11 protein-coding genes are annotated in these 11,999 nt (G+C 72.4%); 8 read left to right on the top strand and 3 right to left on the bottom strand.

Annotated elements, in window-relative coordinates:
* Window positions 1-44: 44 nt before the first annotated feature.
* Window positions 45-1,460 (bottom strand): HtaA domain-containing protein, encoded by a 1,416-nt coding sequence (locus EAO73_RS19070; protein ID WP_147972735.1) that lies wholly within the window; start codon window positions 1,458-1,460, stop codon window positions 45-47.
* Between the two features lie 147 nt (window positions 1,461-1,607).
* Between EAO73_RS19070 and EAO73_RS19065 the strand changes: the two genes are divergently transcribed.
* From EAO73_RS19065 to EAO73_RS19035, 7 genes are all read left to right on the top strand, one after another.
* The gene (locus EAO73_RS19065; RefSeq protein WP_147972734.1) at window positions 1,608-2,684 is read left to right on the top strand and encodes a heme/hemin ABC transporter substrate-binding protein; all 1,077 of its coding nucleotides are present in this window, start codon (window positions 1,608-1,610) and stop codon (window positions 2,682-2,684) included.
* A complete protein-coding gene (locus tag EAO73_RS19060; RefSeq protein WP_147972733.1) occupies window positions 2,681-3,778 on the top strand; it encodes a FecCD family ABC transporter permease in 1,098 nt (365 codons plus the stop codon). The genes EAO73_RS19065 and EAO73_RS19060 overlap by 4 nt, the downstream gene beginning before the upstream one ends.
* A complete protein-coding gene (locus EAO73_RS19055; protein WP_147972732.1) occupies window positions 3,775-4,614 on the top strand; it encodes a heme ABC transporter ATP-binding protein in 840 nt (279 codons plus the stop codon). Before EAO73_RS19060 ends, EAO73_RS19055 begins: the two co-directional genes overlap by 4 nt.
* 188 nt (window positions 4,615-4,802) lie before the next feature.
* Window positions 4,803-5,939 carry an iron uptake system protein EfeO gene (gene efeO / locus EAO73_RS19050; protein ID WP_147972731.1) on the top strand — a complete coding sequence of 379 codons (1,137 nt, stop codon included), beginning with the start codon at window positions 4,803-4,805 and terminating at the stop codon, window positions 5,937-5,939.
* A gap of 23 nt (window positions 5,940-5,962) precedes the next feature.
* Window positions 5,963-7,228: an iron uptake transporter deferrochelatase/peroxidase subunit gene (gene efeB / locus EAO73_RS19045; protein WP_147972730.1), complete on the top strand. Its 1,266-nt coding sequence runs from the start codon at window positions 5,963-5,965 to the stop codon at window positions 7,226-7,228.
* Window positions 7,229-7,258: 30 nt separating this feature from the next.
* Window positions 7,259-8,227, top strand: a complete 969-nt coding sequence (gene efeU, locus EAO73_RS19040; RefSeq protein WP_147972729.1) for an iron uptake transporter permease EfeU — start codon at window positions 7,259-7,261, stop codon at window positions 8,225-8,227.
* The gene (locus EAO73_RS19035; protein WP_224756412.1) at window positions 8,178-9,092 is read left to right on the top strand and encodes a hypothetical protein; all 915 of its coding nucleotides are present in this window, start codon (window positions 8,178-8,180) and stop codon (window positions 9,090-9,092) included. Before efeU ends, EAO73_RS19035 begins: the two co-directional genes overlap by 50 nt.
* Before the next feature lie 9 nt (window positions 9,093-9,101).
* On the opposite strand, the gene EAO73_RS19030 is transcribed toward EAO73_RS19035, so the two are convergent.
* Window positions 9,102-9,848 carry a bifunctional DNA primase/polymerase gene (locus EAO73_RS19030; protein WP_147972728.1) on the bottom strand — a complete coding sequence of 249 codons (747 nt, stop codon included), beginning with the start codon at window positions 9,846-9,848 and terminating at the stop codon, window positions 9,102-9,104.
* A gap of 315 nt (window positions 9,849-10,163) precedes the next feature.
* Here EAO73_RS19030 and ddaH point away from each other — a divergent pair, with 315 nt between their 5' ends.
* The gene (ddaH, locus tag EAO73_RS19025; protein ID WP_147972727.1) at window positions 10,164-10,994 is read left to right on the top strand and encodes a dimethylargininase; all 831 of its coding nucleotides are present in this window, start codon (window positions 10,164-10,166) and stop codon (window positions 10,992-10,994) included.
* Here the strand turns inward: ddaH and EAO73_RS19020 are convergent.
* Window positions 10,991-11,989: a small ribosomal subunit Rsm22 family protein gene (locus EAO73_RS19020; protein WP_147972726.1), complete on the bottom strand. Its 999-nt coding sequence runs from the start codon at window positions 11,987-11,989 to the stop codon at window positions 10,991-10,993. The two genes, ddaH and EAO73_RS19020, sit on opposite strands and share 4 nt — an antisense overlap.
* Window positions 11,990-11,999: the final 10 nt, after the last annotated feature.

Below are 11,999 nucleotides of genomic sequence, written 5' to 3'. Positions count from 1 at the left end.
GTCCCCACGGCCGCCGAGAAGGACGACGACTCCCGGACCGGGCTCTACCTGACCCTCGGCGTCGCCCGGTTGCGGCGTACGAGCACCAGCACGGTGACCGCGGCCGCGGCGAGGAGTCCGGCGCCGCCGAGGGTCAGGTAGAGCCCGGTCCGGGAGTCGTCGTCCTTCTCGGCGGCCGTGGGGACCGTGGCCGGCGTCGCCGTCGGGCTCCCGGCCGGCTCGGGCGAGGCGGAGGCGTCGCTGCCCAGGTCGGGCAGGGCGGGGAGCTTCGCCTTCGCGTCGGTGGCCACGGCGAGCGAGACCGGGTCCATCGCGGTGCCCGCCTTGTAGAGCGAGCCGAAGACCTTCGCACCGTCGGCGGTCAGCGTGGCCGGGGCCTCGGTGAGGACCGCGAGGCCGTTCTCCGGCACGAAGTCCTCGGCGGTGAAGGTGACGAGCGGCACGGACTCGGTGGCCCTGCCGTCGCTCAGAACGTCGGCGCGGAGCGTGCCCTTGCCGGCCTTCACGGCCACCGCGACCCGGGACAGCTTCAGATCGAGGCCGTCGGCGGCGGTGAAGCGCACGCTGCCCGTGAAGGTCGCCGCGAGGGTCTTCTTCTCCGGGTCGTACGTGCCCTTCCCCTTCGGGAAGCGGAAGAGCGCGCCGCCGTCCTGGGCGCCGTCGGAGAGGGCCCACTTCCCCTTGCCGATGGAGCCGGTGACGTACTCGCGGAAGGTCCGGCGCACGCCCCAGTCGACGGCGGCGTCCTCGAAGCGGCCGGCCGTGGACTTCTTCTTCGGCTCGTTGCTCTTTCCGGGCTTCGCCGGGGACGTGGAGGCGGAGGGCTTCGCGGCCGGGCCCGTGGTGTCCACGGAGAGGCTGACCGGGTCCAGGGGGGTGCCGGCGGTGTAGTAGCCGGCGAAGGACTTGGCGCCCTGCGCGGTCAGCGTGGCCGGGATGTTGGTGAGGGCGACGGGGGTGGTACCGCCCCGCATGTCGATCCCGGACAGGCCGAGCGTGGCCAGCGGGACCTGGGCGGCGGTGGTGACGCGTCCGCTGCCCCGTTCCTTGCTGGTCATGTCCGCGTACAGAGTGCCGCTGCCGCCCTGGATGCGGACGGTGGGGCGGCTGATGGTGAGGTCCAGTTCGTAGGAGCCGTCGGACTTCTTGTGGCCGGTGAAGCGGACACCGCCCGAGAAGCCGGCCCGGAAGGCACCGTTCGCCGGGTCGTAGGAACCGGTCGCGGAGTGGAAGCGGAACTGGCTGCCGCCGACCGTGGCGGCGCCGCCGGTCAGCCCCCAACTCCCCTGGGCGATCGGGCCGGTGACGTAACTCTGGAACGAGGACTTGATGCCCCAGTCGAGCCGTCCGCCCTGCACCGTGCGGCTCGCCGCTTGCGCGGCGGTGGCCGGGAGCAGTGCGCACAGCAGGACCGCGAGAAGCGCGACGGCGAGTGCGCGGGCAGGTCTGAACGGTGGCATGGAACCCCTCCGAGGGCTAGCAACTGAGGTAAGGCTAACCTAAGGTATGTACATCCTGTGCCGGTACCCCCTTCCGTCACATTCCTCGCAGAACCCCACCAACTGCTCGCCGCAGTACGAGCCGCAGAACGACAGGACGGTGCACCCGTGCGCTACACGCAGGACTTCGCCCCACCGGGCCCGGCCGTCCGGCGGCCCCGGCGCGGGCGCACCGGCGTCCTGGCCACCGCCCTCGCCCTGGCCTCCGCCGTGCTCCTGTCCGGCTGCGGCGGTACGGGGTCGCCCTCGGCGAAGTCCTCCGCGGCCAAGTCCTCCTCGGCGGACGCGGACCGGATAGAACCGCTGACCGGCACGTCCGCGCCGAAGCTCCCGGTCACCGTGGACTCGGCCGACGGCAAGCGGACCACCATCACCTCGGCGGACCGGATCGTGCCGCTCACCGGCAGCCTGAACGAGATCGTGTTCACGCTGGGTCTCGGCAAGCAGGTCGTGGCCCGCGACATCACCGCCACCTTCGAACAGGCCGAGAAGCTGCCCGTGGTGACCCGCGCCCACGACGTGTCGGCGGAGAGCGTGCTGTCCCTGAAGCCCACCGTGGTCCTCGCGGACACCACGACCGGCCCGGCCGAGGCGATCGGCCAGATCCGCGACGCCGGGATTCCGCTCGTGGTCGTCGAACCCGCCAAGGAACTGGCCGACGTGGGCCGCCGGATCGACACGGTGGCCGCCGCACTCGGCGTACCGGAGGCCGGCCGGACGCTGAAGAAGCGCACACAGGACCGCATCGACGCCGTGCGCGAGTCCGTACCCGCACCGGCCGGGGGGAGCGAGAAGCCGCGCGTGGCCTTCCTGTACCTGCGCGGATCCGCGTCCGTCTATCTGCTGGGCGGCCGGGACTCCGGGGCGAGTTCGCTGCTGGAGGCGGCGGGGGCGGTGGACGCCGGCAAGGCGTCCGGGCTGAAGAAGGACTTCACCGCGATCACCAGCGAGGCCCTGGCCAAGGCCGCGCCCGACGCGATCCTCGTCATGACGAAGGGTCTGGAGTCGGTCGGCGGGATCGACGGCCTGGTGAAGATCCCGGGTGTCGCGGAGACCCCGGCCGGGATGGACCGGCGGATCGTCTCCATCGACGACGGGGTGCTGCTGAACTACGGCCCGCGCACCGACCGCGTACTGAGCGAACTGGTCGCCCAGCTCTACCCGGAGAGCGGTGCGGACCAGTGACCGCCTCCTGCGAGATCCCCACCAAGACTGCCGGGCCCGAGGCTCCAGCGGCCCTGCCCCGGGCCCGGCGCTCCACCGCTGTCACCCTCACCGCCGGACTGACCGCCGCACTGGTCGTCGGCTGCCTGCTGTCCGCCGGGCTCGGCGCGTACAGCATCCCGATCGGTGACGTCCTCGCCTCCGTCCAGCACCGGATCGGGCTCGGCGGGCACGCCCTGGACCGGGTCGGCGAGAGCGTCCTGTGGAACGTGCGGCTGCCGAGGGTCGTCCTCGCCCTCCTCGTCGGCGCCTCGCTCGGCTGCGCGGGCGCCCTGATGCAGGGCGTGTTCGGCAATCCGCTCGCGGAGCCCGGCGTCATCGGGATCTCGGCCGGCGCGGCGGTCGGCGCGGTCGCGTCGATCGCGCTCGGGCTGAGCTTCTTCGGCAACTGGACCATCACCGTCTGCGCGTTCGTCGCCGGGCTGCTGACCGTGCTCCTGGTGTACGCGCTGTCGCGGTCGGGCGGCCGGACCGAGGTGGTGACGCTGATCCTCACCGGGATCGCGGTCAACGCCTTCGCGGGGGCGCTGATCGGCCTGTTCATCTTCTTCGCGGACAACGCGCAGATCACCCAGATCACCTTCTGGCAGCTCGGCTCGCTGGCCCAGGCCACCTGGCCCAAGGTGCTCGCCGTCCTGCCCTGCGCGGCGCTGGGACTGCTGATCGCCCCCTTCTACGCGCGCAAGCTGGACCTCCTCGCGCTCGGCGAACGGCCCGCCCGGCACCTGGGCGTGGACGTGGAGCGGCTGCGGCTGGTGCTGGTGCTGGTCGTGGCGCTGCTGACGGCGGCGGCCGTGGCGGTCGCCGGGATCATCTCCTTCGTCGGGCTGCTCGTGCCGCATCTGCTGCGCATGGCGAACGGGCCGGGGCACCGCTTCCTGGTGCCCGGCAGCGCGCTCGGCGGCGCTCTGGTGCTGGTCGCGGGCGATCTCGCGGCCCGGACCGTCGCTGACCCGGCGGAACTGCCGCTCGGGGTGCTGACCGCGCTCTTCGGCAGCCCGTTCTTCTTCTGGCTGCTGCGCAGGACCCGTCGCAAGCAAGGTGGTTGGGCATGAAGACCCTGCGGAACCTCTTCGCCCCGCACAGCCGGCAGCTGCCCGTGCCCGTCGCCGCCGGGGAGCCGGCCGCCGAGGTGAGCGGGCTGCGGGTGCGGCTCGGCGGGCGGCAGGTGCTGGACTCGATCGACCTGACGGCGTACGCGGGCGAGGTGCTGGCGCTCGTCGGCCCGAACGGGGCCGGCAAGTCCACGCTGCTCGCCGCGCTCGCCGCCGACCTCCCGGCCGAGAGCGGTGCCGTACGCATCGACGGGCGCCCGGTCACCGACTGGTCCGCGCCCGAACTGGCCCTGCGCCGGGCCGTCCTGCCGCAGTCGGCGGCCCTCGCCTTCCCGTTCCCGGTGGAGGACGTCGTCCGGATGGGCCGGGCGCCCTGGGCCGGGACGGACCGGGCCGACGAGGACGATCCGGCGGTCGCCGCGGCGATGGCGGCCACCGAGGTCACCGAGTTCGCCGGGCGCCCCTTCTCCGCGCTGTCCGGCGGCGAGCGGGCGCGGGTGGCGCTGGCCCGGGTGCTGGCGCAGCGGGCGCCGCTGCTGCTGCTCGACGAGCCGACGGCCGCGCTGGACCTGCGCCACCAGGAGCTGGTCCTGCGGATCTGCCGGGAGCGGGCGGCCGCCGGGGACGCGGTCGTGGTCGTCCTGCACGACCTGGGTCTCGCCGCCGCGTACGCGGACCGGGCGGCCGTGCTGAACCAGGGGCGGATCGCGGTGGCGGGCCCGCCGGCCGAGGTGTTCTCAAGTGACCTGCTCGGCAGGGTCTACCGGCAGCCGGTCGAGGTGTTCCCGCACCCGCGGACCGGGGTGCCGCTGGTGGTGCCCGAACGCACCGCTTGACCTGTGCATTACCTGTGCGGGGTACGTCCATGGGTCGGCCGTGATCGCTCCGTTTCCGGGCCCCCGCAGTGAGAGCTGAATCACTGCACGGGTGGGTATCGCACTGGTAAGCCTCGGCTAAGTTAGGTCCGCCTCACCCACCTTTGTCCAACCCTTCGTCCTTCTCCTTCATCCCATGTGGAGCCACCATGCGAGCCGTTCGTCTCTCCGTCGTCACCGCTGCCGCCACCGCGGCCGCTCTGACCGCCGTCACCGGCTGCGCCGAGAAGAGCGACGGCAAGGGTGACGGGGCCGTCCAGGTCGTCGCCAAGGACGACTCCTGCGAGGTCTCGAAGACGAAGCTGCCGGCCGGGCACATCGAGCTGGCGGTGCAGAACAAGGGCGCCAAGGTCACCGAGGTCTACGTCCTCTTCCCGGACGACCGCATCGTCGCCGAGCGCGAGAACATCGGCCCCGGCACCAAGGCCACCATCACGGCCGAGATCAAGGCCGGTTCGTACGAGATCGCCTGCAAGCCCGGCATGAAGGGCCACGGCATCCGACAGAAGATCGAGGTCAGCGGCGGCAAGGCGGCCAAGCGCAGCCCCGAGATGGACAAGGCCGTCGCCGCGTACCGCACCTATGTGCAGGCGCAGGCCGACGAGACGCTGCCGAAGGTCAAGGTCTTCACGGACGCCGTCGCCGCCGGTGACATCGAGGCCGCGAAGAAGGCGTACGCCGACTCGCGCATCGGCTGGGAGCGCACCGAGCCGGTCGCCGAGTCCTTCGGTGACATCGACCCGAAGGTAGACGTGCGGGCGGACGGCCTGGAGGACGGCCAGAAGTGGACCGGCTGGCACCGCCTGGAGAAGGCGCTGTGGCAGGACAAGAAGCTGGGCGCCGAGGAGAAGGCGCTCGCACCGACCCTGTACAAGGACCTGACCGACTGGCAGAAGCGCGTCGGCACCGCCGACATCACCCCGACCTCGATGGCCAACGGTGCCAAGGAACTCCTCGACGAGGTCGCCACCGGCAAGGTCACCGGCGAGGAGGAGCGCTACAGCCACACCGACCTGGTCGACTTCAAGGCCAACGTCGAGGGCGCCGAGCAGTCCTACAACCTCCTGAAGCCGATCGCGTCGAAGAACGACTCCGCGCTCACCGCCACGCTGGACAAGCGGTTCGCCGAGCTGAACAAGCTGCTCGACAAGTACCGCAAGAACACCTCCTCGTACGAGTTCACCTCCTACGAGAAGGTCGGCAAGGCGGACCGCAAGGAGCTGTCGGACGCGGTCAACGCGCTGGCCGAGCCGCTGTCCAAGCTCGCCGCCGCGGTGACGAAGTAACCGGCCGGAAAGAGGCTTCGGGCATGACCGAGAAGACCGGCAAGGCACCCGGCGACGGCAACGCCCCGTCGCGGCGGGCGCTGCTGGGCTGGGGCGGTGCCGGGCTCGCGCTCGGCGCCGCGGCGGCCGGTGTGGGCGTCGCCGCGGCCCGCTCCGACGACGGCGGCCGGCAGACGGCCGCGGACAGCGGCGCGGCGGTGCCCTTCCACGGCGCGCACCAGGCCGGTATCGCCACCGCCGTCCAGGACCGGCTGCACTTCGCCGCGTTCGACGTGACGACGAAGGACCGGGCCGAACTGGTCGCGCTGCTCAAGGAGTGGACCCGGGCGGCCGAGCGGATGACCGCGGGCCACGCGGTCGGCGACGGCGCCTACGGGGGCCTGGCCGAGGCGCCGCCGGACGACACGGGCGAGGCGCTGGGCCTCAAGCCGTCCCGCCTCACGCTGACGATCGGCTTCGGTCCCTCGCTGTTCGCGAAGGACCGCTTCGGCCTGGAGTCCCGGCGCCCCGAGGCGCTCGTCGACCTGCCGAAGTTCCCCGGCGACAACCTCGACAGGTCCCGCAGCGGCGGCGACCTGTGCGTCCAGGCGTGCGCGGACGACCCTCAGGTCGCCGTCCACGCCATCCGCAACCTCGCCAGGATCGGCATGGGCCGCACCGCGATCCGCTGGTCCCAGCTGGGCTTCGGCAAGACGTCCTCGACCACGCCGGACGCCCAGACCCCGCGCAACATGCTCGGCTTCAAGGACGGCACCCGGAACATCTCCGGCACCGACACCGCCGCCCTCGACAAGCACGTGTGGGCCGGGGCGAAGGACGGGCCCGACTGGATGACCGGCGGCTCGTACCTGGTCGCCCGGCGCATCCGGATGCACATCGAGACCTGGGACCGCACCTCGCTCCAGGAGCAGGAGGACGTCTTCGGCCGCGACAAGGGCGAGGGCGCGCCGGTCGGCAAGTCGAAGGAGCGCGACGAGCCGTTCCTGAAGGCGATGCTGCCGACCGCGCATGTGCGCCTCGCCCACCCGGACAGCAACGACGGGGCGACGATCCTGCGCCGGGGCTACTCCTTCACGGACGGCACCGACGGCCTCGGCCGGCTCGACGCGGGGCTGTTCTTCCTGGCCTATCAGCGCGACACCCGCAAGGCGTTCGTTCCCCTGCAACGACGCCTGGCGGCACACGACGCACTCAACGAGTACATCCAGCACGTGGGTTCGGCGCATTTCGCCGTCCCGCCGGGCGTCCGCGACAAGGACGACTGGTGGGGCCGGGCGCTGTTCTCGTAACGGGACTCGAAGCGGAAAGGGAACCGAGACGTGTTCAGCAACTTCCTGATCGGCCTGCGTGAGGGCCTTGAGGCCAGCCTGGTCGTCTGCATCCTCATCGCGTATCTGGTGAAGACCGGCAACCGCGACCGGCTGCTGCCCATCTGGATCGGCGTGTCCATCGCGGTCGTCGTCAGCCTCGGCTTCGGCGCCGGGCTCGAATTCGGCTCGCAGGAGATGACGTTCAAGGCGCAGGAGGCGCTCGGCGGTTCGCTGTCGATCGTCTCGGTGGGCCTGGTGACGTGGATGGTCTTCTGGATGCGGCGGACCGCGCGCCATCTCAAGGCCGAGCTGCACGGCAAGCTCGACGCGGCGCTCGCCATGGGCACCGGCGCGCTCGTCGCCACCGCGCTCCTCGCGGTCGGCCGGGAGGGCCTGGAGACCTCGCTGTTCGTGTGGCGGGCGGTGCACGCGGCGGACGACGGCTGGCACCCGATGATCGGCGCGGTGCTGGGCATCGCCACGGCCGTGGTGCTGGGCTGGCTGTTCTACCGGGGCGCGCTGAAGATCAACCTGGCGAAGTTCTTCACCTGGACCGGCGGGATGCTGGTGGTCGTCGCCGCCGGTGTGCTGGCGTACGGGGTGCACGATCTCCAGGAGGCGGAGTTCCTCGGCGGCCTGCAGAACCGGGCGTTCGACATCAGCTCCGCGATCCCGCCGGACAGCTGGTACGGGACCCTGCTGAAGGGCACGTTCAACTTCCAGCCGGACCCCACCGTCCTCCAACTCACCGTCTGGGCGCTGTATCTGGTCCCCACCCTCGCGCTGTTCCTCGCCCCGGTAGGGTTCGGACGTCCAGTGGCGGCGGATCAGAAGGCGCGGAAAGCAACGGATGAGAAGTCTGAAGCCGGTGCGGCCGGTGACGGCACTCGCGGTGGCGACGGTGCTGAGCCTGACGGCGAGCGGGTGCGTGACGGTGCACGGCGAGCGGGAAGTCGTACCGGCGGCGACGAAGTCTGAGGCCGCACGCGCCCTGAAGGACTTCACCGCCGCGTACAACGCCGCCGACAAGGCGTACGACCCGGCGCTGGACGCGGACGTGGTGACGGGCTCGCTCGGTGCCATCAACCAGGCGGGGCTCAAGGCCCGGCACCGGATCGAGCCCACCGGCAACGCCCGGCATCAGCCGCTGGAGCTGACCGACGCCCGCTTCCTCATCCCCGGGCAGGCCGGCTGGCCGCGCTGGTTCGTCGCCGACACGGACTCCAACCGGGACGAGGACCGGGGCAAGCAGGACACCCGCTGGCTGCTGGCCTTCGTCAAGTCCGGCCCCGACGCGGGCTGGAAGGCCGCCTATCTGTCGGTCGTCGCGCCCGGCCAGGTGCCCGCCCTCGCGAAGGGCGGCGACGGCCGGGCCGAACCGGTCGCGGCGGACGGCCCCGGCCTGGCGGTGGCCCCGCGGGACCTCGGTACGCGGTACACGCAGTACCTGCAGAAGGGCGCGCCGGACGTGTTCGCGCCCGGGGCGGCCACCTCGCAGTGGCGCGACGCGCGGCTGAACACCCGGCGCGCCGGGTTCTCGTACCAGTACGTCGACCAGCCGCTGGACGGCGGCGCGTACGCCCCGCTCGGGCTGGCCACCGAGGACGGCGGGGCGCTGGTCTTCTTCAGCAGCAGGCACTACGAGCGGCAGACCGCCGCCGAGGGGCTGCGGCCGACGGTGGACCCCGATGTGGAGGCGCTGCTGACCGGCGAGGTCAGGAGCACGCTGACCAAGGAGCGGGTCTCCAGTCAGCTGGTGTACGTACCGAAGAAGGGCGCCGGCGCGGACCGGGTGACCGTGCTCAACCGGCTGCCCGGTCTGACGTCGGCGAAGGGCTCGTAGTCCCAGGCCCTAGCGGCGCAGCGGCCAGGCCACCGAGTCGTGGTCGACGTCGCTCTGTCCTGCGGAGCCCACGAACCGGGCGCAGGCGTCCGTCAGCGTCTCCAGGAGCGTCAGCGGGTCCGGCAGCGGCTGCTCGGGCCCGCGCAGCCAGGCGACGTCCAGCTCACCGGGCAGCTGGGCCGGCGGCAGCAGCACATAGCTGCCCCGGCAGTGCCAGCGCAGGCCCGGGTGCTCGTCCATCGTCTCGGGGTGGCAGTCCAGCTCGCACGGCCACCACTCGTCCTCGTCCTCGGGTGTGCCGCGCGTCGCGGTGAAGAACAGCATCCGGTCGTCGCCGGAGCGGGCCACGGGTCCGACCTCGATCCCGGCGGCCAGCAGCCGCTCCAGGGCCTGCTCGCCCGCGGCCAGCGGGACGTCGAGCACGTCGTGGATCATGCCGGTGGCGGTGATGAAGTTGGCCTGCGGCTGGGAGCGGGCCCAGCGTTCGATCTGGGCGCGGTCGGTGGTGGACTGCGTCTGCCAGGCGAAGGAGACCGGGTGGCGGGCCGGGGTGGGACAGCCGATGCGTTCGCACGAACATCGGTAGCCGACCGGGTGGGCGGCGGGCGCGATCGGCATTCCGGCCTCGGCGACAGCCAGGAGCAGCGCCTCCCGTGCGGTGTCGTCGACCTCGCGCTGCTGCGGTTTGGGTCGTCGCCGCAGCCACTGGGAAAACTTGCTCTCTGAGCCGCGATTACGGCCGAAATCGGCGCCCATCTATCCCCTTGCCTTTGCGTTGCCCCTGCCCATGGTCCCACCATCCTGCGCCTCGGGTGGCCAGAGTCCGGAAGCGGGGTGGGACGGCCGGTGCCGCGCGGGGTGCACTATCACACGCTTTGTCATGAAAGAGCACGTCCGGTGACGGGTCCCGGCCGGGCCGCGCGGAGTGCCGCGGGACCGCGCCCGCGCGAACCACCCGTTCGGACCACAGCGCCGGGGACCCGGACGGCGCACCATGGGCTCACGCACACACCCGTGCGACGCACCGGCCGCAGCGGCCACCAGCCGCGCGACGATTCGTGGGGAGCCTGAATGCCTCGTGAAGCCACACCCCGGCACTACCTGATGTGTGCCCCTGCCCACTTCAAGGTGACGTATTCCATCAACCCCTGGATGGATCCCACCAAGCCGGTCGATCTGCCGCTGGCGCAGACGCAGTGGGAGGACCTGCGCGACCGCTACCGCGCCCTCGGTCACACCGTCGACCTGCTGGAGCCGCACCCGGACCTGCCGGACATGGTCTTCGCGGCCAACGGGGCCACGGTGATCGACGGCCGGGTGCTGGGCGCCCGCTTCGCGTACCAGGAACGGTTCGAGGAGGCGGCCGCCCACCGGGACTGGTTCCTCGGCCACGGCTTCACCGAGGTGTGTGAACCGGATCACGTCAACGAGGGCGAGGGCGACTTCGCGGTGACCGCCTCCTATGTGCTGGCGGGCCGGGGATTCCGGTCGTCGCCGCTCTCGCACGCGGAGGCGCAGGAGTTCTTCGGGCGCCCGGTGATCGGCCTCGACCTGGTCGACCCGCGCTACTACCACCTCGATACGGCCCTGAGCGTGCTCGACGACGCGGCCGACGAGGTCATGTACTACCCGCCGGCCTTCTCGCCGGGCAGCCGGGCGGTGCTGGCACGGCTCTTCCCGGACGCGCTGATCGCCGAGGAGCCGGACGCCGCGGCGCTCGGTCTGAACGCGGTGAGCGACGGGCTGCACGTCCTGCTGCCACAGGCGGCGACGGGCCTGTTCGACCCGTTGCGGGCGCGCGGCTTCGAGCCGGTGCCGATGGACCTGAGCGAGCTGCTGAAGGGCGGCGGCAGCGTGAAGTGCTGTACGCAGGAGCTGCGCGGCGGGGAGCGGGCCGGCTAGGCGGCGTCCGGCGGGGGCGGCCAGGCGTCGCCCCAGTCGGTGTCCCGGGCGGCGCGGTACAGGGCGCCGTGCCGCTTGGTGACCGTGTCGCGCCGCAGTCCCTCGTCGCGGGTGCAGAGGTCGAGGAGCACCTGCCCCTTGCGGATCTGGGGCCTGCGGACGACCCGGGCGGCCACCGGGAGCGGCGTGAACCGGGTGGCGACGACGTAGCTGAACTTCTCGTCCTCGTACGCCAGTGAGCCGCCCTTGACCTTCCGGTGCAGCGACGAGCGGCTGACCCGGGCCGAGAAGTGGCACCAGTCGGTGCCGGGCTCGATGGGACAGGCGTCGCTGTGCGGGCAGGGCGCGGCGACGGTGAACCCGGCGGCGACGAGCCGGTCGCGGGCCTCGATGACGCGGGCGTAGCCGCCCGGGGTCCCGGCCTCGACGACCACGACGGCCTGTCCGGCCGCGGCGGCGGCGTCGATGAGCGCGGTGCGGGCGGGGACGGTCAGCTCGTTGAGCACGTAGGAGACCGTGACCAGGTCCGCGGGGGCGAGGACGAGGTCGGTGCCGATGCGGGCCCGCTGCCAGTCGGCGGCGCGCAGGGCGGGCAGGCCGGAGGCGGCGGCCAGTTCGCGGCCGAGGGCGAGCGCGGGTTCGGCCCAGTCCAGGACGGTGGTGCGGTGGCCCTCCCACTCCCCCGCGACGGCCCAGCTCGCCGCCCCGGTGCCGCCGCCGACGTCGGTGTGCGTGGCGGGTGTCCAGTCGGGGGCGGCCTCGCGCAGGGCGTCGAGGGCGGACCGTACCGCCTCGAAGGTGGCGGGCATCCGGTACGCGGCGTACGCGGCCACGTCCGAGCGGTCGCGGAGCACCGGGGCGTCGGTGGGAATCGTGCCCCGGTAATGGGCGATGAGCCGGTCGACGGCCTGGCCCGCCTGCTTGGGCGGCAGCCCGTCCAGGAGTCCGGACAGGGCGGCGCGCAGGGCTTCCGCGGTGGGGAGGGTGGCGTTCACCGAGGAATTG

Source organism: Streptomyces sp. col6 (assembly GCF_008042035.1).
Classification (GTDB): domain Bacteria; phylum Actinomycetota; class Actinomycetes; order Streptomycetales; family Streptomycetaceae; genus Streptomyces.
The sequence above is the reverse complement of the archived record's forward strand: the minus strand, read 5'-3'. Positions and strand labels throughout refer to the sequence as shown.